The sequence below is a fragment of the Bifidobacterium sp. ESL0690 genome (assembly GCF_029392315.1).
In the GTDB taxonomy this organism is placed as follows: domain Bacteria; phylum Actinomycetota; class Actinomycetes; order Actinomycetales; family Bifidobacteriaceae; genus Bifidobacterium.
This window is the reverse complement of the sequence record NZ_CP113939.1, coordinates 240611-266696: the sequence shown is the minus strand read 5'-3', so window position 1 is coordinate 266696 and position 26086 is coordinate 240611. Positions and strand designations below refer to the sequence as shown.

At 56.7% G+C, this 26086-nt stretch carries 20 protein-coding genes and 1 tRNA gene; 6 read left to right on the top strand and 15 right to left on the bottom strand.

Annotated elements, in window-relative coordinates:
* Positions 1-37: 37 nt before the first annotated feature.
* From OZX62_RS00960 to OZX62_RS00935, 6 genes are all read right to left on the bottom strand, one after another.
* Positions 38-976, bottom strand: a complete 939-nt coding sequence (locus OZX62_RS00960; RefSeq protein WP_277176190.1) for a sugar ABC transporter permease — start codon at positions 974-976, stop codon at positions 38-40.
* 150 nt (positions 977-1126) lie between these two features.
* Positions 1127-2434, bottom strand: coding sequence for an ABC transporter substrate-binding protein (locus OZX62_RS00955; RefSeq protein WP_277176189.1), 1308 nt, complete (start codon positions 2432-2434; stop codon positions 1127-1129).
* Positions 2435-2649: 215 nt separating this feature from the next.
* Positions 2650-3744, bottom strand: a complete 1095-nt coding sequence (locus OZX62_RS00950) for a LacI family DNA-binding transcriptional regulator (protein WP_277176188.1) — start codon at positions 3742-3744, stop codon at positions 2650-2652.
* Between the two features lie 187 nt (positions 3745-3931).
* Positions 3932-4978 (bottom strand): class C sortase, encoded by a 1047-nt coding sequence (locus tag OZX62_RS00945; RefSeq protein ID WP_277176187.1) that lies wholly within the window; start codon positions 4976-4978, stop codon positions 3932-3934.
* Positions 4979-5334: 356 nt separating this feature from the next.
* The gene (locus OZX62_RS00940; RefSeq protein WP_277176186.1) at positions 5335-7326 is read right to left on the bottom strand and encodes an isopeptide-forming domain-containing fimbrial protein; all 1992 of its coding nucleotides are present in this window, start codon (positions 7324-7326) and stop codon (positions 5335-5337) included.
* Positions 7327-7488: 162 nt separating this feature from the next.
* Entirely contained in the window at positions 7489-10407 is a 2919-nt protein-coding gene (locus tag OZX62_RS00935; RefSeq protein ID WP_277176185.1) for a hypothetical protein, read from the bottom strand.
* Positions 10408-11234: 827 nt separating this feature from the next.
* Here OZX62_RS00935 and OZX62_RS00930 point away from each other — a divergent pair.
* The 4 genes from OZX62_RS00930 (at position 11235) to OZX62_RS00915 (ending at position 15871) form a co-directional block, all read left to right on the top strand.
* A complete protein-coding gene (locus OZX62_RS00930; protein WP_277176184.1) occupies positions 11235-11951 on the top strand; it encodes a VTT domain-containing protein in 717 nt (238 codons plus the stop codon).
* A 477-nt stretch (positions 11952-12428) separates the two neighbouring features.
* Positions 12429-13253, top strand: a complete 825-nt coding sequence (locus OZX62_RS00925) for a (Fe-S)-binding protein (protein ID WP_277176183.1) — start codon at positions 12429-12431, stop codon at positions 13251-13253.
* On the top strand, positions 13250-15166 hold the full coding sequence (locus OZX62_RS00920) for a LutB/LldF family L-lactate oxidation iron-sulfur protein (RefSeq protein WP_277176182.1): 1917 nt from the start codon (positions 13250-13252) through the stop codon (positions 15164-15166). The genes OZX62_RS00925 and OZX62_RS00920 overlap by 4 nt, the downstream gene beginning before the upstream one ends.
* A 3-nt stretch (positions 15167-15169) precedes the next feature.
* Positions 15170-15871, top strand: a complete 702-nt coding sequence (locus OZX62_RS00915; RefSeq protein ID WP_277176181.1) for a lactate utilization protein C — start codon at positions 15170-15172, stop codon at positions 15869-15871.
* A gap of 235 nt (positions 15872-16106) precedes the next feature.
* Here the strand turns inward: OZX62_RS00915 and OZX62_RS00910 are convergent, their stop codons facing one another.
* The 6 genes from OZX62_RS00910 to OZX62_RS00885 form a co-directional block, all read right to left on the bottom strand.
* A complete protein-coding gene (locus OZX62_RS00910) occupies positions 16107-16799 on the bottom strand; it encodes an L-ribulose-5-phosphate 4-epimerase (RefSeq protein ID WP_277158581.1) in 693 nt (230 codons plus the stop codon).
* Positions 16800-17026: 227 nt separating this feature from the next.
* Complete coding sequence (locus OZX62_RS00905; protein ID WP_277176180.1) at positions 17027-18403, bottom strand: MFS transporter; 1377 nt, start codon at positions 18401-18403, stop codon at positions 17027-17029.
* A gap of 41 nt (positions 18404-18444) precedes the next feature.
* A complete protein-coding gene (locus OZX62_RS00900) occupies positions 18445-19395 on the bottom strand; it encodes a sugar kinase (RefSeq protein ID WP_277176179.1) in 951 nt (316 codons plus the stop codon).
* Between the two features lie 546 nt (positions 19396-19941).
* On the bottom strand, positions 19942-20793 hold the full coding sequence (locus OZX62_RS00895) for an L-ribulose-5-phosphate 3-epimerase (RefSeq protein WP_277176178.1): 852 nt from the start codon (positions 20791-20793) through the stop codon (positions 19942-19944).
* The gene (locus OZX62_RS00890) at positions 20790-21458 is read right to left on the bottom strand and encodes a 3-keto-L-gulonate-6-phosphate decarboxylase UlaD (RefSeq protein ID WP_277176177.1); all 669 of its coding nucleotides are present in this window, start codon (positions 21456-21458) and stop codon (positions 20790-20792) included. Before OZX62_RS00890 ends, OZX62_RS00895 begins: the two co-directional genes overlap by 4 nt.
* A 5-nt stretch (positions 21459-21463) precedes the next feature.
* Positions 21464-22453, bottom strand: a complete 990-nt coding sequence (locus tag OZX62_RS00885) for a hypothetical protein (RefSeq protein ID WP_277176176.1) — start codon at positions 22451-22453, stop codon at positions 21464-21466.
* Positions 22454-22793: 340 nt separating this feature from the next.
* On the opposite strand from OZX62_RS00885, the gene OZX62_RS00880 reads away from it, so the two are divergent.
* Complete coding sequence (locus OZX62_RS00880; RefSeq protein WP_277176175.1) at positions 22794-23762, top strand: sugar-binding domain-containing protein; 969 nt, start codon at positions 22794-22796, stop codon at positions 23760-23762.
* Between the two features lie 351 nt (positions 23763-24113).
* Positions 24114-24186: transfer RNA gene (locus OZX62_RS00875), tRNA-Ala, on the top strand.
* 47 nt (positions 24187-24233) lie between these two features.
* Here OZX62_RS00875 and OZX62_RS00870 read toward each other — a convergent pair.
* The 3 genes from OZX62_RS00870 to OZX62_RS00860 all read right to left on the bottom strand — a co-directional run bounded on the left by OZX62_RS00870 (position 24234) and on the right by OZX62_RS00860 (position 25961).
* Positions 24234-24521: a CopG family transcriptional regulator gene (locus OZX62_RS00870; RefSeq protein WP_277176174.1), complete on the bottom strand. Its 288-nt coding sequence runs from the start codon at positions 24519-24521 to the stop codon at positions 24234-24236.
* Between the two features lie 3 nt (positions 24522-24524).
* Positions 24525-24797, bottom strand: coding sequence for a hypothetical protein (locus OZX62_RS00865; protein WP_277176173.1), 273 nt, complete (start codon positions 24795-24797; stop codon positions 24525-24527).
* A gap of 273 nt (positions 24798-25070) precedes the next feature.
* On the bottom strand, positions 25071-25961 hold the full coding sequence (locus tag OZX62_RS00860) for an HAD family phosphatase (protein ID WP_277176172.1): 891 nt from the start codon (positions 25959-25961) through the stop codon (positions 25071-25073).
* Positions 25962-26086 lie beyond the last annotated feature (125 nt).

Genomic DNA, 26086 nt, shown 5'->3' with positions numbered 1-26086 from the left:
CCGCCGATATTGTTGCTTCAGACATGTTGCACTCCCCTCAGTCGTCCATATTCTTCTCGACACGGCCCTGGAAAATCGTGAACACCACGGAGAACACGATGATGACCAAGGTCAGCGAAGTCGAGATGGCGGCGCCGTAGCCGACCTGATGGATTTGGAAGAATTGGTTGTAGGAATAGTAGGACGGCACGATTGTTGTAGTACCGGGGCCACCTTTAGTCAGCAGGTAAACTGGACCGAAGGTCTTCAACGCGCCGATGGTGGCGGTGAGGATGACGACCATCAGTTCCGGCATGATCGACGGCAGCGTGACCACGCGGAACTTCTGCCACCAGTTCGCGCCGTCAAGCCCCGCGGCCTCGTAAAGCTCAGGGTCCACGCGCTGCAGACCGGACATGAAGATCACAATCGGATAACCCAGCTGAATCCAGATCAGGATGAACATCAGGCTCGGCAGGGCGAGTTTCGGGTTGCCGAGCCAGTTGATGGCCACCGGGCCGCTGGTGAACTTGGCGATGAGCGCGTTGATCGCACCGTCGTCCGGGCGGAAGATCCAGCCCATGATGATTGCGGCCACGGCGACCGGCAGCAGCTGCGGAAGATAATAGAGCGCGCGGATGAACGAGGCCGTCTTGGAGCCGAACTTCTTCTGGATGACGTCGGTCAGCACCGAGGAAATAAGGAGACCGAGGATGGTCGGGATGACCACGATGGCCACGATGATCCAGAACGAATTAAGGAACGATTTCCAGAACGTGGCGTCGCCCATCAGCCTGATCCAGTTCTTGGGCCCGACGAATTTCATCGGCCCGACCCCGCGCCAACGTGTGAAGCTCAGGCATACGTTCCACAGGAACGGGACGATGATGATGACCGCAAGCCCCAGCACACCGGGGATGAGGTAGGGAATGAATTTTGAGGATTTATTGCCGGGAAGGCGCGACATCGCGGGCCTCTTGGCTTTGTCTTTTTGCATTACAACCTCCTTGGAAGTAATGAACTACGAAATTGATGATTGCGATGGCGGGAACTCATCGGGTGAATCGAAACGAGACGATCGGGACGAAACGGGATGGGCTGAACCGACTCGAAACGAACCGGACCGAATCGAAACGACAACCCCCGCTCAGTCCTTGAAGCCCATGTCGACCACGCCGGTGTCGTAGGACTTGTGAAGCGAGTCGAGCACCTGCTTTGGCGTTTCGGTGCCATTGACGAGCTCTTGGAACTGCGAGGAGATGTCGTCAGTCAGGTTCGAGGCCGGATAATCCGGGTAGTAGGAAAGGGCGCCTTTCTTGGAATATTGCGAATATTCCTTGATCATCTCCTGGTTCTTCACGTTGGTGATCTTGCTCATGTCGGCGGCCAGCGGGATGCCGCCGGCGTTGCCGATGCCGTCCTGATTCTCCGCAGAGAGCACGTTGTTCAAGAGCTTCGCGGCGAGGTCCTTATGATGCGATTTGGTGGGGATGGTCAAAAGGTTGCCCGTGCAGCCCTGCAGCATCTTGGTGCCCGGCAGCGCGGCCGCGGTCCATTCGAAGTTCTTGACCTGGTCGATAAAACGGCTTTGGTTCCACGTGCCGGTCTGGTAGATCGGGTATTCGTTGCCTTTGATGAAGGAGTTCGTGGTGTCTTCGGCCTTGAGACCGGTGGCGCTGCGCGAGATATAGCCTTTCTTGACCCAGTCGTTGATGGTGTTGGTGGCGTAGGTCAGCGGTTCGGCGTTCCAGTTGACATCATGCTTGTACATCTGCCAATCGTCGATGAACCGCTTGTCGGCCTTCGTGCCCACCAGCGACCACCAGAGCCACATCACGCCGTATTCCTGCGCGTCGGCGGCGATCGGGGTGATGCCGCGAGACTTGAACTCTTTGCACGCCTGCTCGAATTCGGCCATCGTGGTGGGGATCTTGATACCGTATTTGTCGAACATCGTCTTGTTGTAATACACACGCTGGTATTCGGCGTAGCTCGGCAGACCGACCCACTTGGTGCCGTCCATAATGCCCATCGCATCGTATTTGGCGATCGAGGCGTCGGCCTTGGTGATCTTCTTGTCCCAGCCGTATTTCTTGACGTACGGCTTCAAATCACTCAAAAGCTCCATCGAGGAAAGCATGCCCGCAGAACCGTTGCCGCGGTTGGATTCCATGATGTCGGGGGCCTGGTTCGAGTCGAGGAACTGGCTGGAGTTCTGCGCGATCTGGGTGAAGGACTTGACCTCGAACCTCACCTTGACGCCGGTCTGCCTAGTGAACTGGTCGGCCGCCTTCTTCCATGCCTCGGTCTGGGCCGCGGTGGGCAGGTCATAATACCAGAACGAAATGCTTTGCGGATGCGCGTCATCCTGGGCGTTGCTCGACCCGCAGGCCGAAAGCGCCGTCAACGAGAGCACCGCCGCGAGCGCTGTCGCGACAATCTTCCTTATCTTCATCTTTCCTCCTTGAAAATTTATAGATGGATGGAATTATGTAACTAATAATCGAAACGTTTCGATTCATGGGACAATGAACGCACTTTATTTTTTTACGTAATTCCTTGCTCCATTGAAAGGCAGAATCAAAGCTCGCAGCCGCGCCAAGCCCTCATCACTGAAAAGCTGGCCGGCCGAGCGCCGGTTCTTCACTCACCCCAACGTTTGGTGTCGATTCAATCCATAAGTTCCCCTTCCATGTCCCTGCTTTTGCGAGCAGAAGCGATTGGTCTCGAAGTTGAAATTTCGGCAACCTTCGGTGCCGCGGCGAGCGAGCCGCGATCGATAAATTTCGGATCGATCAGCGTCACTTCCCCGGCGATTCCCTGACGGTGCTCGATGGCGGAAATCAGCGAGCCCATGGCTATCGAGCAAAGTCGTTCCGGTTCGAACGGCTCTTCGCTCACCGGCCGACGCATCGGTTCGTCGCGCAGGAACGTGCCGCAGGAAAGCACGGAAATATCGTCGGGAATCTTGAAACCGGCGGCCATCAAAGCGGTGACCGCGAGGTTCAGGATATTGACACCGGACTGACTGACCAAAGCCGTCGGGCGCGGGCTTTGAGCAAGCATATCAGTCACGAATGTTCTGGCATCGAACGTCGCGTTATCGACCGGACCGGATTCGAAGACCTTGAGGCCGATTTCTTCGGCGCGGGCGAGGAACGCGTTGCGGAAGAGCAGCACATAACCGGCGTGACGCGCATAGTCGATTTCCTGGGCCCGCAAAAACGCGACCTGACGATGGCCCAACGCGAAAAGCCTGTCGGCGCTGCGACGGCCCATCTTGGCGAAATCGATGTCGATGCAGGCACAATCCTTGTGGTTCTCGGGCAGCCCGATGGCCACGCACGGCTTGTGGTAGCGAGCGGCCTGCGCCACGCGCGCGTCGCGTTCCTCAACGTCGAGCAGAAGCACTCCGTCGACGAGATTGCTGTGCGTCACGCGTTCGATGTCGGCCACGGCATCGGCGCCGGTGAGCAGCAGCACGTCATACCCTGCGGCCCTGGCCTGCCACGCGGACTGCATGAAGTATGCATTATATTGCATCTGGTTCATGCCCTCGTGCATCGGCTCGCTGATGGCGATGATATGGTTCAACTGCCCGCGCATCTTCTGCGCGCTGGCATCGGGAATATAGCCGAGTTCGTCGATGGCCTTCAGGACCTTGTCGGTGGTTTTCGAGGAGATGGAGCGTTTGCCGGAAAGCACGTAGGAAACGGTGGAAACGGATACTCCCGCGGCTTTCGCAACTTCCTTGATACCAGCCATGCGCCGCCTCCTTTACCGTGCACGTAGCGTCGGGCTTTACCCGGCTATGTTCCAACGTTCTTGATTTCGGATAACTTTCATCGAAACGTTTCGAAACTACTCGCTAGTTTAGAACAAAGTCCATCATGATGTCAATTTTGGCCGCTTGAACGTTTCTCGCCGTTCTATCCAATTTCAAGAGCCGACATCAATCGCCGTGAGGCTCCGTCGGATGCAAAGCGGCGCGGCGACGACGTTGCCAGAAGCGCGGCGGTTGGCCGGCGATAAGCGCGTGGCGAATCGGGCGCGGCTTCTTGTGACGCACTCTCGTCACGGTCACCCCGATGAGGAATATGGTCAGGCCGGTGACGATACCGTTCAAAATGCCGTCGTTCTGGGAATGGTCGAGGTCGGGAATCGGCTCAGGAATGGAGCGCCGGCTTCCGGTGATGATCAGGCGCTCGGTATTGATGCCATACGGCGTGCAGGTCATAAGCGTCACCAGGTCCTGCCCCGGCACGATTTTGTAGAGGTGGGTGTCGGTCGGTTGGATGATATGGATGCCGGTGACCAGGTAGCCCATCGTGCGGTTCAAAGTCTGGATATAAAAGAAATCACCTTTTTTAAGCTCGTCGAGCCGAGTGAACAGCAGCGCCCCCGGCAGGCCGCTGTGCCCGCTCAACACGGCGTTGGTCGAAGCACCGCCGACCGGAAGGCTGGTGCCGTAAAGGTGGCCGGCCCCGTGGCGCAGAACCGTCTCGGAGGTGCCGTGGAAAATCGGCATGCGCACCGAAATCTTGGGGATGCGCACGGTGCCCATCATCCCGGTGCCGTCGTTGAGCAGGGATTTGTAGTTGGTGTCCCTCTCGCTTAGCGGCTTGTCGAGGTCCGCGCCTTTGGCGAAGGGATCGACGTATTCGCCGAGCGTGGCCTGCCCGCCCGCGGCGATCTTGCGGTTATAGGCCTGCGCCTTGGCATATTCGTCGGCGATCTTGCCTTGCGGCCAGGAATTGAAACGCGCGCTGTTGCTCTGCGTCATCTCACGTTCGAGGTTCATGTCGGAAAGCCAGCGCACCGGAAACCAGGCCAGGGCCACAAGAAGCGCCACGACGAAAATGGCGATGAGAGCGTCGACGGTAAGAATCACACCGCGACGAAACCCGTCTTTCTGCTCTTCCGGCTCGTTCAGAACGGCAGCGAAAGAAGCATCCGACAGCCGCGATTGGCCGGCTTCCTCCCCGTTCGACGACACCATATATAACCTCCTTTTAGGCACGGGTAACGCAGGGTTGATGAGCCACAAGAGGGCTCAACGACTGACGTAACGACAGTATTGTTGAAAGAATTACCGGCAGGAATACCGATAACATTACCGACATTATTACCGGCAGGCCCACGCGAACCTGAATCAGCGGAACGACGCAGCGAGCCCAGACATAATGCCGTGAACCAAAACATAGTAATGGCAAGAAAAGCGCAACCACATCGGGTCACGCCCTTCTTGCCATTACCTGAAGCGAATCATCGCTTTCGATCAGGTTTCGATGAAAAGTAATTTCAACGATTCATGAAACCAAGCCGTGAAAGCGGTTCTTCACTTGGCTGCTCGCCTCATTCGCTTGACTTGTTGAGCTTGCGACGGGCGATCACGAGAGCCGCGACGATCATGGCGAGCACCACGATCAACAGAAGCATCATCAGGATGCCCACGCCGCCGGTCAAAGGCAGCTGCGAGATCGAGTTGACGTTGTTGACCAGAACAGCGCCGCCGCTGGCCATGGATACTGCACCCAAGGCCGCAGGAGTGGAACCGGAAGCGACCGTTCCGTTTGCGTCGATGAGGCCGAAGACAGCGTCCTTCGTATTGGCGAACTTCGAATCCGCCGCGTTGGTTCCGCTGCCGCCGCCGACCTGAACATCAGTGGAAGGCATGAACGTGGAGGAATAACCGCTAGGAGCAACGGTTTCCTTGAGCGTATACACACCGTCGGCAAGGCCATCAATCTGCAGTTGACCGAGATCGTGAGGGGTATCCGCAGTCGAGGTCGATGGAGTGCCATCGAACACGGCCAGATTGGCAGTTGCCCCGTTTTCGCTTTGGTTGGCGGCCTTCTTGTAAACGCCGTTCGACTGCTTCAGGAACGTGATCGGAGTGGTTTCGCCCTTCTTGGTCAGCTGGAAAGTAGCACCCTTCAGACCAGTGCCATCACTCTTCTTCACCTTCATCACATCGAAATGATGGAAGTAGGTCTCGAGAGCGGTCGGGCTGTTGGAGCCATCCTGGCTATCGTCTTTGGTGACGTCGCCGTTGGTGCAGGGATTCGGAGAGGACGGAGCCGGAACGCAGTTGACGACATTACCGTTGCTATCCGTTTGCGCCGCATCGGCGCTCGGCTGCTTGGTGGTGTCGTTCGAATACGAGACGGTCACACCGTTCTTCAGAGGCTGTCCGCTAACCGCGTTGTCGTTGATCTTCATGGCATAGGTGATCGTGATCGGCTTGCCATAGGTTTGGCTGCGGATGGAAGGAGACAGATCGAAGACCATATACGTCGTATTGCCGTTGGCATCTTCATTATGGGTGAAGGTATAATCGCCGGACGCATGGGGAGTTGTTGCGGTCAGTGTAGTGGTATCGACCTTTACTACAGGCGTGACGGTGTCGTCAAAAGTCAGACCAGTACCTGGGTGATCACTCATCGTGAAGATATAGTGGTCATAGCCAGTGGTCAGAGGAACCGCACTCGTCAGCACGTAATGCAGTTTGCCGCCGACCGAGGTATCCGAATTATCCTGCGAAGTGTCAAGAGCCTTCCTCACCGAAGGAGCATCGCCCTTCATATTCACTGTGCCCAAAGCGATGGCTCCAAGCTGGGTGTAGCTGGTGGAGCCGGAAGTGATTCCGGTGCTCACAAGCATCGGGATGGCGTCCTTGAAAGCTGTGCTGCCAGTATGAAGCGGCTGCGTCGTCGTATCGACGACGACATAGATACCCGGAGAACTCACCGGAATACTTGCCTGGTACGTAGTGCCGCTGACCAGAGATGCAGTGGTCGGAGTGCCGGCCCCCACCATTTGGCTGAACGTCTGATGCGAGCCATTCTCGACAGTGCTCTTCATCAAAGCGGTGACGAAGTCACGCAGTTTGCCGCTCCAAGCCGAGTTGGCACTGTTCGATGTGGTATCAGAGGAACCGGTGGCGGCATAGCCGAGCCACTTCGAAGCGACTTCACCGACCGGGTTGCCATCATAGCCGGTATCCGCAGCACTGCTGCCCTTTGCGGTTGTCAAAGCGTCGGTGGCGGCAGCCTTGGCGTCGGCGGTGGTACCCACGGAAACCGAGGTCAACGTGCCGGGCGTGGAACCACTGGGAGTGGTGTCGTCATACTGGGCGGTGAGATAATCGCCGATTTTCACGGCGACGAACGTGTGGTCCTTCATGGTCGCATCAGTACCGTTGATGACGATATTGGGCGCTGTGACACCGGACATGTTCATGGTCTGTGTCGCCGCATTGGCGACACCGCTTAACGGCGAGAACGCCAACAACGTGGCCGCCGCAATCGCGCCTGCTGCCAGCGCACGAAGTTTTTTGCTACTCATAATTGGGTTAGCCCTTTCTTTCTTGTTCAATCCCCTTTACAAGATTGAAATACTGCTTTTTGTTCGGTTAAGTTATGAAATCCTATGTTCCGTAGCCTTTCGGGCTCGGTCTGCAACGCGGTACCACAAGCATCACCCCTTTGGAACCTGGAGTGCTATACGTCATTTCGCATGCGCCCCCTTATGTATCAAGTTGGAACGAAGACGCCGGAAAGCGAAGTAACCGCCGATGGCTGCCACCGCCACAATGAATGCCAACAGGAAGGCCAGCCATGGGCGCCTGCCTGTGAACGGCAGATTGCTAAGAAGGGGATAGCCGGTGAGCTGAGCCGTAACGGTTGCCGACTGGTTGCCCTGATCTGTCGGGGCCGCGTCGAAGTTATGGTCTATCTCACGAGCGCTAGCGTTATCGGTAGCGGATACGCTGACCGTGCCGGACGTCATGGTGGCAGGTATATCGGCCTGCCAGTTGCCCGAACTGTCGGTAGTGACGGTTTTGGTGCTGGCGTCAGGCCAAGTGACCAACACCTTGACGCTGCTCATGGTTTCGCCGGTTTTCGGCTTGGTCACAGTGCCTTGGGCCAGACCTGTTGCGCGATCGACCGAACTGATGGTGACAACGGGCGGATACATGTCGATGACTTGGTTGTTAACCTCACCGTAGTTCGAAGAACCACCAGGAGCGGTGAGTACAGCGATAACCGTGTACCAGATATATGGAGTGCCGTCGCCCTTCGTATGATTGGCATCACTGAACTTGCTTGCATCGATAACGCAGTTCCAGCCGATCGAGGAGCCGATCTGGCCCTCGTCGCACACCTTCCACTTGTCATCGGGAATGGTGCCTGCCGGAACTGGCGAAGATGTCTGCGCGTCGTTTTGCGGTATCGCGTAGACTCGCAAAGTCGAGTGGCTAGAGCCGTGGTAGCTGAGAGGAATCGTCACTTGGGCGGGCGTTGAAAGGGTTCCAGAAGAGCCGGTATGCGGCACTATGATGGACGAAATCTGCGGATTTGAGTTTAGCCTCGCCCGAAAGTCTTCCCGTACGATATTCGAGAACAAGGAGCTGAGCTCGTAACCACTGGTCTCTTCCGTCTGCCAAGCGTGATAGCGGACGTGATTCTGAAGCAGCGGATTGATTGAGGTGTTGTCATCGATGCTCCAGGTGTGGTCTTCTCCCACTATGGCGGTGCCGACACGGTCGCCTCTGGTCGAACTGTTGTCCGGATCGCTGTCGCTAATCAGAGAGTTAGGATCTTCGCGGTAGAGCGTCACCTTGTAGCCCGGGGTACCGGTACCGGTGATGGTTCTGCTGTCAGGATCGGCGTACGGTAAAGGCGACTGATTAATGAAAGGCGGATCAGGCCGATCAATCGCATACTTGGCATAAGCAGTGTCGATAGTCCAGCCCTTGGCAATGGCATCGTTGATCTCGGCTTGCGACGTATTGATGTTGATATCGACGGGATTGCTGGGATCAGCATCGTTATAAAGCGGATTGTAGGCGTCACGGACGCTGAACGAGGAATCGCCCGTCGGCGCGGCCGTTGAGATGCAGCCGTCATAGGACTGAGGTCCGTTCGGGTCGCTCGTGGTCGGCGTGGTGGTGATCGGCCAGGTGACCAGCTTGAAATAACCGTCAAGCTTAGGCTGGATCGCCCTTGCCTTGCCGAAGTCGATGCTTCCATCGGCATTCTGCGCAATGTTGGCAGTGCCAGCATTGGGAACGATCAACTTGCCGTTGGGGGTGCTGTTGCCCCACCCATAACCCCTGTTGGTGGCATTGAATGCAGGCTTGCTCCCATCATAGTAACTGAGGGCAGGCGCCCCGGTAAACTTCACGGGGTCTGGGGTCAGCGAAGTCACCGGTAGCCAATTATGCCCGTCAAGCCCGAACCATTGGTAGTAGAACGACGTGTTCTGCGAACACGGATAGGGCATCCTCTGGGTGTTTCCGCTCGAATCCCTATAGGTATAAGTATTGCCCAGCGCCCTGTTGTACCACTCGACGAAGAAGGAGTTGGCCGGAGCCACCATAGTGCTCCCCGACGATTGCCCGGTGAATCCGTAATCGGTGACCAATCCCCAGTTGGCCTGGCCGCCGCTCCATAGATTGGTGTTGTTGTCCCAGCCAATATAGGAAATCGGCCCGTTGTTGGCATAGGGCAATTTGGCATTGGCATCGGCCACACTGTTCACGGAAGGGCTGTTCACGCCGTTGGCATACATATAAGCAGGCCGTTCCGCCGCGATATTGGTGATATAACTGATGGCGCCAAAATCACCAAACTGATAATCCCAAGAATTTCGTGACCCTCTGCCGGTCGAAGCGAGGATATAGACGTATTGCGGCAGAAACTTCACGCCGCCGACGTCGCCGTTGGCGATTTGATTGCCCACACTATAGGCAATGTCACCTTCCAGCGACATGGTGATGAAGTCGTAATCACCGGAAACCATCACATTGTGGATGGTATAAAACTCATCACGGTTGGAAGCCCAAGCCGCTGCCGCCCTTCGACCCGTGGTTTCATTGACGCTCGAACCATCGCCGCCATAGGTATTGAGATATTTCGCGGCGCGCAGATCTCGAGTCCCACCGGACGCCTTCCCGTCGGAATTGGTACGGGAGAAGATGACCTGCATGCCACAATCGTGGCCGTTGCTCTGCCCCATATTGCCCGTATAATCCGAAGAGCTCCCCAAAGACACGCAATTGGGGTTTACCATGCCGTGAGGCAGACGCACCACGAAATCCATGCGTAACTCGTCGGCGATGTTGTTGCCCTGCATTTTGTTGTTCTCGCCCAGGAACTGGAAAAGTTTGGGCTTGCAGTCGACCTTCTGGTCGGTCGGGACGGCGGTAGAGGAACTTTGAATACATGCCGCAGGGAAATCGGATTGCGTGAAATCGCGGGTCAAGGACGAAGACGAACTTTCGCCGCCGCGCAAAAGTGGGTTGGAGGCAGCACTCCCCTCAGCGTCCGCGATAACGAAATTCGCAGGCAACGCGCCTATGAGCGCGATTGCGATGACCGCAAGCGCACATAGCAGTTTCTTCCTGAGCACTACACGTTTCAAAAAGCACTCCCCAGTCTGCCCATAACTCCTTAGGCAAAAAAATAAAATATATATAATAAATAACGTTTGACGTACAAACGTTAAATATTGTCTAATTTTCTATTTTCTATGTATTTCAATTTGACTTCGCTTTTCATATTACAGAAAGAAAGATTGCCGAGAGCCTAATAATCGAGGTAACAAAACGGCTTTATTTGACCAGTTACAAGGTTTTTTGGAAGTTTTCCTAAATAGTCAATTCCGATAATTTTAAATATTAATTATGTTAAACCGCTTCTCGCAGTTGGTCTTACAAAAATTTAATCAAACGTTTTATAGAACTTCAAAATAATCATATTGTGATATTAACTATCTCTTTCAAGATTTTGCCATTTTTACTTGTTTGACAATTTTCACATTTTCTTTACATAAGACACTGGTTGTCGATTCCCAAGACCCCCGCCGAACAGATTCACGTCGGCGATGACGCGAAACAATATATAGGAAGTGAGCGTGGGCTCATTGCCCAGCAAGCCTCAAGTAACCCGTGAAAGCCTCCCGAACCCGGCAGAAGCGGAGCGCCATTCCCCAGCTTTGCCGCAAGACGATTTGTGAGATTCATATGGGGGTCAGGCATTTGGCAGCCAATTGCCAGAATGTTGCTGGTAAAGTGGCGAAGTTGGACCAAATCAGCTGCCACCTGCACGCCGCATCCGTTCATGGCGTCTGCAGACCAGCCGACTGCCCACACGGCCAAGCCGCCAAGCCGCTCACCAACATATAGCAGCCAACGGGCTTGCGACCACGAACGCGAACACTGCAATTAATAGGACTATAGACGGGACACCATGGGTTTCATTCACTTCCTCATTGAGCTTCTGAAAGACCCGCGCACCATCATCGCCGGCTGGATCTCGATGGGGGTGGCGCCGACGCTCGGCTTCATCTTCCTCATCGTCTTCATCGAGACCGGCGTCGTTTTCTTCCCATTCCTGCCCGGTGACTCGCTGCTGTTCGCAGCCGGCTTCTTCGCCGCACCCGACGCAGTGACCGGCAAATCCGCGCTCCCCCTGATCGCGCTGTTGCCGATTGTGTGGCTCGCCCCGATCATCGGTGACCAATGCAACTACTTCATAGGCCATTTCTTCGGCCGCAAGATCATCGAAAGCGGCAAGGTCAAGGCCATGACCCCCGAACGCCTCGCCAAAACCGAGGCCATGATCGACAAGTGGGGCCCGCTCGCCGTCTTCCTCGGCCGTTTCTTCCCGTTCATCCGCACGTTCATGCCGTTCATCTCCGGGCTTTCGGGCATGCGCTGGCGGCGGTTTACGCCGTTCTCGATGCTTGGCGGACTCACTTGGTCCACTTTGTTTACTTTGCTCGGCTACTTCTTCGGTGGCATTCCCATCGTGCAGGAGAACTTCGAGTTGGTCATCGTCGCCATCCTCGTCATCTCACTGCTGCCCACCATCATCGGCCTCTTGAAGGCCAAGTTCGGCAAGAAGAAAACCGCGGAGAGCGTGGAGGAAACCTCAGCGGTCGAAGAAAGCGAAATCGCCGACTGAGCTTTTGAAAACTCCACGATTGGAGTAATATTGTATTGCAAAAATAGATGTCAAACGTTATTATCGTCCCAACAACAGCCAATCACCTGTTAACCGGCAATGCGAAAAATCATCAATGAATATAAGCAAAATGGCGCAAACGGCTCATTTCGCAACTTTACAGCACGACGTGTCGCAATAATATACAGACTTGGAATATAGTTATCGAAAACGGTAATTCATTTGTTTTATCAACATTTTCAATCAATTTGTTGCAACAAAGATGTTATTAGACCCCAGTTTAACCATTAAATGTGAGCAAGCTCACATTGACAATCTTGAATTTATGGTAAATTGCGGCTTTTTTTAATTCTCGCCGTATATCGTTATATGTTAAAGGTTGTTTTTGATGGGACATTGAACGTTGAATTCACGTGCAAGGAAGCATCGATAGAAGCCTAAAGCAATAACATCTAAGGCCAACTCGAAGGAGTCAAGATGAAGGTAGTGATTTTCTCCACCTGCCTGGTCGACCTGATATTTCCCAATGTTGGGAAAGCCATGGTTGAAGTTCTGGAAAGATTCGGCTGCGAAACTTACATGCCGATGCAACAGATCTGCTGCGGACAGATTACATTCAATAGCGGATACGTCAAGGAATCCACAAAGGTGATGCACAACGAGATCGATGCCCTGATGAGCGTCGACGCCGATTACATCGTCGGCCCTGCCGGTTCCTGCGTCAATATGTTGAAGGAACTGCAGTTCCACCTGCCCAAGGGCGATGACGCGTACAAGGCCAAGGCCCACGAGATGGCCAACAAGACCTACGAGTTCTCGCAGTTCCTCTACCGCGTGCTCGGCGTGCTCGATGCCGGGGCGGAACTGGACGCCGTGGCCACTTACCACCGTTCCTGTCATATGACGCGCCTGCTCGGCGAGCGCGAAAGTCCTTATATTCTTATGGACCACGTCAAGGGCCTTACGGTCAAGGAACTGCCGCATATCGAAAACTGCTGCGGTTTCGGCGGCATGTTCTCCATGAAGATGCCCGAGGTCTCCCAGGAAATGGTCAACGAGAAGGTCTCGGACGTCGAAAGCACCGGCGCACAGGTCTTGATTTCCTGCGACCCCGGCTGCCTGATGAACATCGGCGGGCGTTTCAACCGCCTGGGCAAGAAGATCACCATCATGCATCTGGCGGAAGTGCTCAACAGCAATGTCGACATGAGCCGCGTGAAGTACGTCGACGCCACGCAACGCAGGGCCATCGACCAACAGACTTTGGAACATTCCAACGCGCACGAGGAGGCCTTGGTATGAGCGACACCCAGATGGACGATACCCTGTTCAAGCGCACCGGCAAGAAGACCGGTACGATGCTGCAATACGGCGACCCCAATTTCGTCACCCGCGTGAAGATCAACGAAAAGGACAAGTTCGCGCACAAGGCCATTTCCAACGCGCAGGACGCGCAGTGGGTCAAGCGCGAGACCGCACGTGCCGAGCTCGGCAACTGGGAAGGCTGGCGTGACCTCGGCGAGCAGATTCGCCAGCAGTGCGTGCGCTACCTGCCCGACTACTTGGAGGAATTCTCCGACAACGTCGAAAAGCGCGGCGGGCACGTCTTCTTCGCGCAGACCGATGTCGAAGCGCGTGATTTCATCACCGACCTGGTGAAGAAGAAGCAGGCGCACAAGATCGTCAAGCCGAAGTCCATGGTCACCTCCGAAATCGGGCTCGACAAGGCCTTGCTGAAGATACCGGATGTCAAGGTCACCGAAACGGATCTGGCCGAGTTTATCTTGGAGCTCGACAACTGGGATGAGCCCTCCCACTTGGTCTTCCCGGCATTGCACAAGAACCGCGACCAGGTGCTCGAGCTCTTCCGCAAGATCGGCTACACCGGCGACAACGACCCGCAGCACGAGGCACGTTTCTCCCGCAAGGTACTGCGTGAACGGTTCCTTGAGGCCGACATGTCAATCACCGGCTGCAACTTCGCCGTCGCCGACCAAGGCATGGTCAACATCGTCACCAACGAAGGCAACGCCGATCTTTCGATGTCCATTGCGCCTACGCAGGTGGTCGTCATGGGCATGGAACGTATCGTGCCGACACTGCGCGAGGCAGAGACAATGGACAATATGCTGGTCCGTTCCGCCGTCGGTTCCAAGCTCACCTCCTACTGCAGCTTCGTATCTCCGAAGCTCCCCGACGAGGCCGACGGACCCGAGGACTTCTACGTGGTCATCGTCGACAACGGGCGTTCCAATGCGCTCGGCACTGAGTTCGAGCCAATCCTGCAGTGCATCCGCTGCGCTTCCTGCCTGAACGTCTGCCCGATCTACCGCAACATCGGCGGCAAGGGCTATGGCTCCATCTATCCGGGGCCCATCGGCGTCGTGCTCTCCCCGTTGCTGCAAGGCGACTATGACGAGTTCCACGACCTGCCGTATGCGTGCTCGCTGTGTTCGGCCTGCACCGCGACCTGCCCGGTCAAGATTCCGCTGCACGAGATGATTCTGAAGCACCGCGAGATCGAGATGAACGACAAGCACATGGGCGACCTGATCGCCGACACCGTGATGAAGGTCGTCGGTATTGGCACCGGCCATTCCTCGCTCTTCCGCACCGCGCTCACCTTCGACCACGTCGCGATGAACACGATTGCCAAGAAGGGTATCAAGACGCCTTCCGGCAAGCGTGTTCCCGACACGGCCAAGAACCTCAACGAAAACGGCAAGCACGAGGAATGGATGCCGTTCGTCTTCGGCGGGTGGACCAAGGTCCGCGACCTGCCCGAACCGCCGGCCCATTCCAAGAACTTCCGCACGTGGTTCAACAAGCGTAAGAAGGAGCAGTACAAGGCTGCGGGCAACAACGAGGAGTTCAACAAGGCACAGCGCGAGATTCTGGCGCAAAACCCGAACACCCCGGACTTCGGCTCGTATGACAACAGCGTTTCAGCGCGCAAAGCCGCGAAGGACGGCCTCCTGGAGCGGGCACCATTGAGCGACGCAACCGTGCCAGTGGCTTTGGGATCGATCGAGGAAGCCGGAACCGGCAACTACGGCAAGAAGGCCGTCTCCCCCGTTCCTCTGCCTACCCCTGTCGTCACCCCGGAGGCTGCTGCTGCGGCTGCCGCCAACCCGGTGCTGAAACAAGCAGTAGCGAACAACCCGACGAATCCGGCCGCGCCGAGCGATGCCGCAACAGATGGAAAGAAGGACTGAGCAATGACCGATCGCGAGGTATTCCTTGATTATCTAGCGGCGAAGAGCGGGCGTCCGCGCCATCAGCTCCAGAATCATCCGATGACCCCGGTCAACGACCTTCCGGAGAGCACGCTTTCCGGGCATAGCCAGGATGAGCTGCTTGAGATCGCGCGCCAGAACGCGCCTGCCGTGCACGTCGATTTCCAGACCACCACCAAGGCGGAGCTCCCCACGGCGCTCAACAAGTTCATCGCGGCGAAGGCCGACGGCAAACTGCTGCTGCCGACCTACGACGAGAACTATCAGGCCTTCGGGCTTGAAGAGTGGCGCGACGGGCTCGACCCGAAGCCTTCCTTCTGGGTGCCGGGCGCCGGCCGCGAGGTCAACATCGACACTGCGAACCACTCGGAGGCGGCCATCGGTTTCGCCGACTTCCTGTGTGCGGAATCCTGCACCATCACCGCTCCGACCACACCCGGCCAGGGCCGTGCCTTCCACTTCCTGCCAGTGCACTACCTGAGCATCATCCGCAAGTCGAAGATTGTCGCGCGCACCCGTCAGGCGATGGACTACTACGAGCCGGCTTTGAAGTCGGGCGAGCTCAAGACCTCGAACATCAACTTCATCACCGGCACCTCATCCACCGGCGATATCGAGATGGTTCTGGTCGTCGGCGTCCACGGTCCGTTGGATATGACCTATCTGGTCGTCGAAGATATGTGATTGCCGCTGACTTACTGCGTCTGTCGCCTGACTAGTCACAGGCGATAGATTACCGTTGAAATAATAAATTGGGCACTCCTCACGAATTCCGGGGAGTGCCCAATTGCTATCTATTGGGACTTAGCGGTCCATTAACATCAAAACCGAAATATGTGTGCGGCATCGTGTCGCCGTCGACGAAGGCATACTTAAGGTATGTCGAAGTCGTCGGCGGCGCGATGACGCTCCATATTTTTCAGTGCTGTCCATACACATTCTGGTAGCGATCATTCAACTTATCGATGTCTTCCTGCGCAATCGGGATGATGTCGCCGATCTGGCGGGCGGCCCACATCGTGTGCGCCACCTCCTCAGTCATCGCAGCGGCCTTGACGGCAGCCTCGCCGTCCTTGCCGATGGTGAACGGGCCATGGTTCTGCATCAGGACGGCCGGGGAATGAGGGTACTTCTTCAGCGTATCCACGACGCCCTTGCCAATAGCCTCAGAACCAATGAGCTCAAACGGACCGACCGGAACCGGGCCACCAAACTCGTCGCCCATCATCGTCAAGCCGCAAGGAATGTTCTGGCCGGTGGCCGCCCAAGCCGTGGCGTAGGTGGAATGGGTGTGCACAACGCCGTAGACATCCGGCATATTGCGATAGATATACGCATGGGACTTGGTGTCGGAACTGGGGCCGGCCAAGCCGTCGACCGGATCACCGTTGAGGTCGCAGACCACCATCGACTCCGGCGTCAGGCTCTCGTAGCGCATTCCAGAAGGCTTGATGACCATCAGATCGGCCGTGCGCAGACGCTGCGAAACGTTGCCGGCGGTCCACACGACGAGGTTCCACTTGATCAGCTGCTCGTGCAGCGAGGCGACGACCTCGCGCACCTGCTTGACCTCGGCGCGGACTTCAGGTCCGAAATCATCCAAAGTAGTCATATTTATTCCTTTCAATCACGATTACCGCAAACGCGACTTCCACGTCACTGGCAATCATTCATATTTATTGATATTCCAAATTTACAACATCTACGTTACCGCTCACATAAGCGCGGCCGCAAACCGAAGCCCCAAGAATGTCATGATAAAAAATTCCGCCATACCGCACCACCCGCTTGCTGCAAGTAGTGCGAATATGGCGGAACCTAACACGACTTCACGAAAGCTTACAGGCTCTCGAGGTCCTTGCCACGGGTCTCCTGCGCGAAGAGGTAAGTAATCGCGCCGATGACCAGGCAGATACCGAAGAAGCTGAACGCCTTGGTAATCACGGAGATGTCGATGTGCTGGGCGACGAAGCTGCCGCCGACGAGCACGCCCATGAGAGCCGGGCCAATGACCTTGGCGATGGCGCCGAGGCCGTAGCCCAAGCCGAGACCGGTGGAACGCACGTCGTTCGGGAACTGCTCGCCACCGAAGGCGTTGAGGATGCCGAACGCACCATCGGCGAAGGTCATGATGATGAGAACCGCGATGTAGAATGCCCAGCCGGAGCTGTGGAAGAACGCGGCGTAGAAGCAACCCAGAGCACCGACGATGCCGAAGATGAACATCGTCCAGCGACGGCCGATGACGTCAGCGAGCCAAGCGGAGCCGAAGCGGCCGATGCAGTCGGCCACCGAAACGCCCATGAACAGGTAGGCGACCATCTGCGGGGTGAAGTGGAACGCGTCCTTGAGCAACGTCTGGCCCCAGGACTGGATGGCGAAGCTGCCCATCATGAAGCAGAACGAGCCGATAGTGATGATGACCAGCGGACGCATGTGCTTGCTGAAGAGCTCCTTGTAGCCGACCTTCTTCTCGACCTCGACGTCAGGAAGCTCGCCGACCTGATCAAGCGGGAGTTCCATGGCCCAAGCGAGAGCCTCGCGAGCCTTGTCGTCCTGACCCTTGGTCTGATAGAAACGAGGGGATTCAGGAACATAGTGCAACCAGATGAGCAGGAGCACCGGCAGGGCGCCGATGGCGATGAGGATACGCCAGTTGTCGCCGACGATGCTCTGGGAGACGGAGCCGAGCAGCAGACCAAGCGGGATGAAGACCGACGCGAGGCCGGAAAGCATGCCGCGGTTCTTGCTCGGGACGAACTCCTGAACGTAAGGGATGGAGGTGATGTTGAGGCCGCCGACGCCAACGCCTACGCCGATGCGCAGGAAGGCGAGCAGCGCCCAGGCGCGGTCGGGCAGGAACACCGAAAGCACGGTGAAGGTGACGAAGCAGATCACGCACCACTGGAAGGCGTGCTTGCGGCCGAACTTATCGGCCAAGCGTCCCCAGAGAATGGAGCCGATGACGGTGCCGAGACCCGAGCAGGCCAGAATGACGCCGGCTTCGAAGCCTGTCAGCTTCCATGCGGTGGTCAGCAGCGAGACCACGAAGCCGATGAGGAACATGTCGAAGAATTCGGAGACGTTGCCGAGAATCACCAGGGAGATGATGCTTTTCTGGTGACCGGTCAGCGGCCGGGAATCCATTTGCTCATAGGCTTTCAGCGGTGCCGACGATGCGGCGGGTGAAGCCGGAGCGTTTGTAGTTGTGCTCATATTCTTATTCCTTGTTTCTCTTTAATATTTGACAATAAATACTATCGATCGATGTCAGTACCCAGCGGGATGTCCAGCTCGTCGGGACGGATGCGGGTCAGATCGCCCTTGTGGGTGATGGCGAACTTGGAAGCACGCTGGCCCCACTTGACGCCTTCGGCAATGTCACCGGAAAGGTAGCCGTGCAGCGTGGCCGCGACGAACGAATCGCCGGCGCCCGGGCGGTCGATGACCGGAACCGCGGTGGTCTTGTATTCGGTGAAGCCTTCGTGGGTGCGCAGGTACGGGCCTTCCATGTGGTTGGTGGAAACGACATACTCCGGGTCAAAGCGCTTCATCAGCTCGGCGGTCACCTCTTCGGGTGTGCCGGTGATGCCGAAGACCTTTTCGGCGTCGGAAATCGAGCAGAAAAGCACGTTGGCTTCTTCGGCGATGGGGGTGAGCACCTTGCGCGCCTGTTCGCCGCTCCACAGCTTGTGGCGGAAATTGACGTCCAGCGCGAGCTTGGCGCCGCGCTCGACGGCATGGTCGGCGGCATAACGCACCACTTCGGCGGTGGTGTCGGTCAGCGCGGCGGTGATGCCGGTGAGGAACATGAGCCTCGTGTCAAGCATCGTATTCCAGTCGTACTCGTCGATGCCTGTGCCGCGGAACGAAGTCCAATCGCGGTCATAGATGACGTTCGCAGGCATCGGGCCGGCTCCTGGCTCCATGAAGTAGAGGGCGGTGCGGCCGCCTTTCTTGCGGACCATGGTCTTCATGTCGACGCCGACGGAACGATACTCGGTCAAAATGTAGTCGCCGAGATCGCCTTCCGGCAGCGAGCTGGTCCACAGCGTCTTGCGTCCGAGCTGCGCGAGCAGGCCGGCGACGTTCGCCTCGGAGCACGCGGGGTTCATGGAAACGGAACGGGTGAACATCAGACGTTCGCCGCTATTGACGGTGAAACGGATCTGGCCTTCGCCGATGGTGGAAAGATCATAAGTTGCCATATCAGCACTTCCTTGTAACTATTTGCATTACGTTGCGAAACGTCTGAAGACGTCACGCTTCTTTCCTGCCGAACACCCGGCAGGCTGACAATCCGACGATCCGAACGCTCCGGGCCTTGCGTTTGCGGCGCAAAAGCGAGAATCGACATGTTCGAAAATCGCCATTCCGACCCGAAGCCGCGCTATACGTCGCGTCGCGAACCGGAAAGACCGTTGACCCGTATCCTTCAGTTGACAGGGGCCACGGTGAGGCTGCACCCGCTGGAAATCGCGAGTACAGAACCATGAAGTTATGTATTTTTATTTATCACAACAGATTGGCCTGGCACCGGTATCAGCACCGAAATACCGAATAACCGAAAGCAAACCTGCTGTTTCTTTTATTATCGGTTGCGTCGATAAACCCGCAGCGTTGAAGCGGCAGTCTGCAGATTCATCATCACAATCTGTTGAATTTAGTTCTATTTTATATTCAATGATATTAAGTTATGTGTGATTCCATGCGCTCCGCAACCGTATGGGCGGAGCACACGGACTAAGGAATCGCTAGCGCGAGGCGACTGTGATACCAGCGTCACCCAACCAGCCGGCGACCTTTTGACGGGCCTGCGAGCTGATCTCGCTGGAGTTCGGGGCGTCGTCGTTCCACATCTCAAGCATCATGCGTCCGGACCAATCCTGCCGCTTGAGCTCCTTAAACGCGGCGGCGAAATCGGTGACGCCGGTGCCCATCGGGATGCGGCGCGGCTGACCTGGCAGCACGTCCTTGACGTGGATGGCGAGCATCCGGCCTTCACCAGCCCTGAGTTCAGAGGTGGTGTCGAGCTGCTGCTCGGCGAGGTTGCCGATATCGGGGTACATGGTTAGCCACTGCGAGTGAATCTCGTCGCAGATCGCCAAGCCCTTGGTGATCGAGGTGACGTCGTTGCCGTCCACGTTCTCGATACCCAGCATCACACCGGCCTGTGCCGCGTACGACGCCGCGCGACGGAGGGATTCGACGTAGCGGACGCGCTGCCCGTCGTCCGGATCCTCGTAGTAGGCGTAGTATCCGGCAACCTGCACCACGGGGATGCCGGCCTCGTGGCAGAGGTCGATGGCCTTGCGGAAGATGTCGTCGGCCTCCTGGCGGACTTTCGGATCGGCGGAACCCGGCCCTACCTTGCGATGGCAGCTCAGGCACATGCCCCCGATCTGCACGTCCTGCCGGTCGGCCGCGGCGCGGAAATCACGGGCCTGCTTGGCTGTCCAATCGAGACGGGCCATGCGTTCGGGCGACTCGTCGACGGAGATGTCCATGAACATGAACCCTCCGTCGCGCACCTGGACGAAGAACGAATCCCAGTCGTCGGTGTGCTTGAGCGCCTTCTCGTAGATGCCAAGCCTGACGGTGCTCATTGCGGCCACACCTCGCTGATGGTGTCTTGCAGGTGCTTCGCGGCGGCCAGCGGATCGTCGGCCTTCACGATGCCACGTCCGGAGATGATGACCCCGACCGGAGCGCCTTTGAAGAACGGCAGGTCGTCGGCCTTCACGCCGCCAGTGACGGTGACCATGAAGCCCATGTCGTGCAGCTCCTTGATGCGCTGGATGTCGTTGGGGCCCCAAGTGAGCTTGCCGGCGACTTCCGCGTCACGGGAACGGTGAACGATGACCTGCGTGGCACCCAGGCGACGCCATTCGCGGGCCTGGTCCGGATCGTACTTCTCACCGAGCTCGATCTGCACTTCGCCGCCGTACTCGTTGGCGACCTTGACGACCTGCTCCACTGTGGTCATCGAAGCACCGGCCACCACGGAAACCCAGTTGGCTCCGGCTTCGAAGCAGTTGCGGGCGATCAGGGCGCCGGCCTCAGCGATACGCACGTCGGCCAGAATCGTCTTGTTCGGGTAGAGGGCACGTACCTCGCGCACGGCCTTGAGGCCTTCGGCGATGATGAGGATCGTGCCGCACTCGATGACGTCGACCTGGCTGACCGCACGGTTCAACGGACGCAGGGCGCTCGGCATATCGGTGGTGTCGAGGGCGATCTGCAGCTTCGGACGTTGCAATTTCTCAGCCATCTAAATCAGCCTTCCTTCTTGAAGGTGAAGAACTTGGCGGCGTTCTTGATCAGCAGCTTGTCGACGTACTCGGGGTCGAAGCCCTCGTCGATCATGCGCGGGCCGTCGACGGCGGGGTTGTAATCCACGCCGGAGACGGAGCCGTAGGCCTTCTGGTAGGAGCGCTTGCCGGAATCGGTGCCGAGCAGGATGCGGTCTTCGAAGCCGTCCTTCTTGAACGCCTTGAGCTCCATCATGCGGTTGGAATCCGGCTGGTACTTGATGCGGTTGGTGCCGTCGATCTCGAGGTAGACGCCCAGGTCGAGGATCTTCTCGAGGTAGTAGACGTCGGCGTTGCGCTGGATGTGGCCGATGGCGATCTGGTCGGCGGGCACGCCCTGCTTCAAGAGCTCCTGTGCCTGCTCGAGGCCACAGGTGCCGTAGGTGGTGTGCGTGTTGACCGGAGCGCCGGTCTCGATGGCGGCCGCGGCGGCTGCTTCGAGGCACTTGTGCTCGAACGGGGTGATCTCGCCGTAAGCGGTGCCGACCTTGATGACACCGGCCTTGTAGGGCGTGCGGTTGACGAACGGGCCGGTGTAATCGTTCTGGTCGACGCCCTCGCGGATATCGGCGATGACCAGCTCGGTGATCTGGTCGACGGAATAGCGGTTGACCCAGTGGGACTGGGTCTCCAGATAAACGTGCTCACGGTGGAAGCCGGTGGCGCCGATGACCTTCAGGTCCTTGACGTTCTTGGCGACCTCGACGAGCTTGGCCGGGTCACGGCCGCAGTTGATGGGGCACATATCGACGATGGTGCCGCCGTACTTGCTCCACTTCTTCGAAGCCTCGGCGAAACGCGTGGCCTCTTCTTCGGCCTTCTCGACGGAATCGAGCTGATGGTCGCCATCGATGTAGACCTCGCCGGCACCGACGCGGATGAGATGGTCGTGGGCGTCGACCACACCGAGGGTGCTCGGATCGACATCGCCCAGAATCGTACGTGCAAACGACATTGTTAACTCCTTATTTGATTCACCACTGTTAAATCAATTTTTCATTTGTGGATCGCCGACTGCCTGCCGCCGAATACCTACGACCGGCCGCCGGTCACTCGCAATTCCTTACGCAACGGGCTTTCTCGGATTGCGGATTTTGTGGCCACAAATCTAGACCACAGCATCTTTCCAATCTCACCCACTGCGTTTTCAATTCTCACGATATGCGATTGCAGATGGACTGGCCCATCCCCTCATGAACATACGTTCAGCGACTTGTAATGCAGAAATTTTGCTATGTATTGAAAATGCCACGGAAATCAAGATAAAATTTTTCAAAATGGGATAAGATGAACATATGTTCAGCGATGAATCACTAGCAACCAGCTCTTCACGGCAGCATATCGAACTTGTGCTGCGCGTGGCGCGTTCTTATTACTTGGAAGACAAAACACAGGCCCAGATCGCCCGCGACATCGGCTACTCGAGGCCAACGGTCTCGCGGCTGCTCAAGGAATCAAGGGATTCGGGGATGGTCCACATCTCCATCGGCCACGAATTGGAACGCATTCGCAAGCTCGAGAAAGAGCTGGAACGCAGATTCGGACTCAAACACGTGCGCGTGGCGACGGTCAACGAGGGCGAAAGCTCGGGCCAAGTGGTGCCAAGATACGCCGCGGCCCTGTTCTGCGAGCTTTGCAAGCCCGACTCGCTGGTCACCGTCTCCAACGGACGGGCCGTGGCAGCGACCGTGCACGAAATGCCGATCTGTGAATGGCCGAAATCCAACGTCGCACAGATGATCGGCGCGCTGAGCCCTGACAATCCGATGATTGACTCCCCAGACATCTGCCGCATGCTCGCCAGCCGACTTGGCGGCACCTTCACTGCCCTGCCCGTGCCGATGATTTTATCGAACGCGAAAATCGCGAACAGCATGCGCAAGGAACCGCAAATCGCCACCGCCCTGGCGCTCGGGGGCGGGGCCGATATCGCCATCGTGGGCGTCGGCGCCGCCACAGAAAACAGGCTCGGGCACATCTTCGACGAATATGTGGACCCCGTCACCGCACGAACACTGCACAAGCGCGGAGTCGTCGGGCATATCTGCGGGCATCTTATCAATGCCGAAGGCGAGCACATCCACTCGGATCTTTGCGAGCGCACGATTTCCATCGATATCGAACGTCTCAAGAAAATCCCGATGGTCATCGGTGTGGCATGGGGGCCGACCAAGGTCAACGCCATCCACGCATGCCTGGTCGGGCACCTGATTTCCGCTTTGGTCACCGACCAGAAAACCGCCGAGGCGCTGTTGGAGATATAGGAATACGGTTTACCTCAATCCGTCGAAGCGCTGTTGGGAATTTAAGAGCATGCTTTATGCCAATTCATCGAAGCACTGCTGGAAATTTAAAATGCATGCCTTACTTCCTGCCCAACAAACGCTATCGGAAATAAAGGAATACACTTTGTTGGCAACCCTGAAATGCTGCCGGCAAATATAGGTTTCCCTCTCAACCCACCGAAACGCTGCTGGAAATATAGAATACATACCGTCCGGCCAACGAGGCAACACCCAAAATATGCGTTCTGGCCTCAACCCGCCGAATTGTGCTTGGGATTGGGTTGTACTAGAATATGTAACGTTGTCTTGAGTGATGAACTTAGGCGGCATGGGGCTGTAGCTCAGTTGGTAGAGCGCTTCGTTCGCATCGAAGAGGTCGTGGTTTCGATTACCATCAGCTCCACAAGCAAGGTTTCCGACGTTTCGCCGGAAACCTTTTATTATATAGCCTCAGGCTATCTGCCGTCCGAGCTCTCTGTGGCACGCCTCGCGCATGAGATCGGCGAAACTCACACCGCGCTTGTCGGCGGCCTTACGAAGCGCCTCCGCCTCACTGCCCGGCATACGGAACGTCACCGGAACCATTGGCTCTTCATACAGCGGCGGACGTCCCAGTGGTCTGTTAACAACAAGCTTGCCGGGGGTGCCGTGGTAGATGCCATTGTCGGCGTCCTTGTCCCACTGGTCAATCATCTCGTTAGTGACCTCGACCCCACCTTTTGCCCTGTAGTCCTTCATGAATTATCTCCTTCCCAACAGTTGACGAATCTCACTCTCGCCGAACCCCATTTCGGCGAGGAACTTCTTTCTTGCCGGCGCAACATGGAAGATGATCCATTCGTCATCCTCCATGCCGGCATACGCGATCATCTCGGTGAGCCTGCCATGCCAGTCCCAGCCAATGGCGAGCATCTGGTCCGGCTCGTAACCGCCCTGGCGAGGAAGCATGCGTGCAGCATCAGTCCACGCCGCGACGATTTCCTTCTCATCGAGCCAAGGACGTTTCTCCAACACTCTCGGATGCAAGCAAACTTGCAATTCCCCACCTCTTTTCTTTTCGTATACATAAAGAATATCTTTTCGTATACAAAATAGCAAGACACTTCGCCACAAGAAACAGCGGTTGTTTATAGAAACAGCTCTTAAAGCTACGAATCCACGATTTTTGAAATAATCAAACTAAGAGGAAATATGTTTTAGGCACACCCACAGGTACACAAAATCTTAGATGTTGAAAATACCATCAGCTCCACAAGCAGGTTTTCGGCGGCTCGCCGGAAACCTTTTTCATTGCTGCATAGTTGCCAAACGCTGCTCAACGTAACGTTCGAGAGCTTCGGCAGTCAGGTTGCTGTAGCTGCTGATTGAAGCAAACTGGGGGCCGGCGGACGTGTCGGTGCCGATGAAACCGGTCTGGGCAATCGTTGTTGCGCCGGAAGCTGCTGCAGACTCGATGCCGGTCATGGAATCTTCAAGGGCCACACACCTTGCCATTTCATGACGGAAAGTATCCAATTGCACATCGTCCGCAAATTCCGCCGAATGCTCAGAAGCAGGAACATTTCGGTTGCCCTGATTGCCGTAATTACCATGATTACCGGTGTTGCCGAGACTATCGGAATCCAATATCTGAGATGAAACATCAGTACGGCCGCCGGTACTGCTGCCCAGCTGACTCGTCATCCCGTTTGCTGCAAGAATCTCCCTCGGAACCTCAATGCCAATGACTTCTGCTGCGGCAAGGTAGGGCGCGGGATTCGGCTTTTTGGGCAAGTCGTCTTCACCGCAAACGTAACCGACGAACGCGCCTTCGGGGGCCTGGCGCACCAGATTCTCGGCCATACGTCGCGGTGATGCCGTCACCAGAACAGACGGAATGCCGGCAGCGACCAGCGAGCGCAGCACGTCCTCAACGCCTTCAATCCAAGGCATGTGTTCCGCTTCCTTACGAGCCACGCCTTCGATCATCAGCCGCTCAATCTCGGAGACCGGCAACTCGGTGCCGTTGTCCACCATCTTTTGCGCGACTTGCGGAACCGGCTTGCCCGAACAAGTCCAGCCGATGTCCTCGCTCCAATAGCCGCCGTGCTCGCGGGCGATGCCCATTTCGACCTGATGCCAGTAAGGCTCCGAGTCGATCAACGTGCCGTCCATATCCCAGAGCACAGCCTTCAGCATTTCCAGCCCCTCATTCGTAATTTATCGGTTCCGTTTCAATCTCAACAGACGAAGTCGACAATAGTGCAATAACGCAAATATATTCGTCCGTCCCGAAAGCGGCGAAAGTCCTATTATTATCTGTC

Bases quoted from the DNA above. Each gene is read 5' to 3' on its own strand.
- OZX62_RS00960 (WP_277176190.1), bottom strand. From the start codon at position 976: ATGCAAAAAGACAAAGCCAAGAGGCCCGCGATGTCGCGCCTTCCCGGC.
- OZX62_RS00955 (WP_277176189.1), bottom strand. From the start codon at position 2,434: ATGAAGATAAGGAAGATTGTCGCGACAGCGCTCGCGGCGGTGCTCTCG.
- OZX62_RS00950 (WP_277176188.1), bottom strand. From the start codon at position 3,744: ATGGCTGGTATCAAGGAAGTTGCGAAAGCCGCGGGAGTATCCGTTTCC.
- OZX62_RS00945 (WP_277176187.1), bottom strand. From the start codon at position 4,978: ATGGTGTCGTCGAACGGGGAGGAAGCCGGCCAATCGCGGCTGTCGGAT.
- OZX62_RS00940 (WP_277176186.1), bottom strand. From the start codon at position 7,326: ATGAGTAGCAAAAAACTTCGTGCGCTGGCAGCAGGCGCGATTGCGGCG.
- OZX62_RS00930 (WP_277176184.1), top strand. From the start codon at position 11,235: ATGGGTTTCATTCACTTCCTCATTGAGCTTCTGAAAGACCCGCGCACC.
- OZX62_RS00925 (WP_277176183.1), top strand. From the start codon at position 12,429: ATGAAGGTAGTGATTTTCTCCACCTGCCTGGTCGACCTGATATTTCCC.
- OZX62_RS00920 (WP_277176182.1), top strand. From the start codon at position 13,250: ATGAGCGACACCCAGATGGACGATACCCTGTTCAAGCGCACCGGCAAG.
- OZX62_RS00915 (WP_277176181.1), top strand. From the start codon at position 15,170: ATGACCGATCGCGAGGTATTCCTTGATTATCTAGCGGCGAAGAGCGGG.
- OZX62_RS00910 (WP_277158581.1), bottom strand. From the start codon at position 16,799: ATGACTACTTTGGATGATTTCGGACCTGAAGTCCGCGCCGAGGTCAAG.
- OZX62_RS00905 (WP_277176180.1), bottom strand. From the start codon at position 18,403: ATGAGCACAACTACAAACGCTCCGGCTTCACCCGCCGCATCGTCGGCA.
- OZX62_RS00900 (WP_277176179.1), bottom strand. From the start codon at position 19,395: ATGGCAACTTATGATCTTTCCACCATCGGCGAAGGCCAGATCCGTTTC.
- OZX62_RS00895 (WP_277176178.1), bottom strand. From the start codon at position 20,793: ATGAGCACCGTCAGGCTTGGCATCTACGAGAAGGCGCTCAAGCACACC.
- OZX62_RS00890 (WP_277176177.1), bottom strand. From the start codon at position 21,458: ATGGCTGAGAAATTGCAACGTCCGAAGCTGCAGATCGCCCTCGACACC.
- OZX62_RS00885 (WP_277176176.1), bottom strand. From the start codon at position 22,453: ATGTCGTTTGCACGTACGATTCTGGGCGATGTCGATCCGAGCACCCTC.
- OZX62_RS00880 (WP_277176175.1), top strand. From the start codon at position 22,794: ATGTTCAGCGATGAATCACTAGCAACCAGCTCTTCACGGCAGCATATC.
- OZX62_RS00870 (WP_277176174.1), bottom strand. From the start codon at position 24,521: ATGAAGGACTACAGGGCAAAAGGTGGGGTCGAGGTCACTAACGAGATG.
- OZX62_RS00860 (WP_277176172.1), bottom strand. From the start codon at position 25,961: ATGCTGAAGGCTGTGCTCTGGGATATGGACGGCACGTTGATCGACTCG.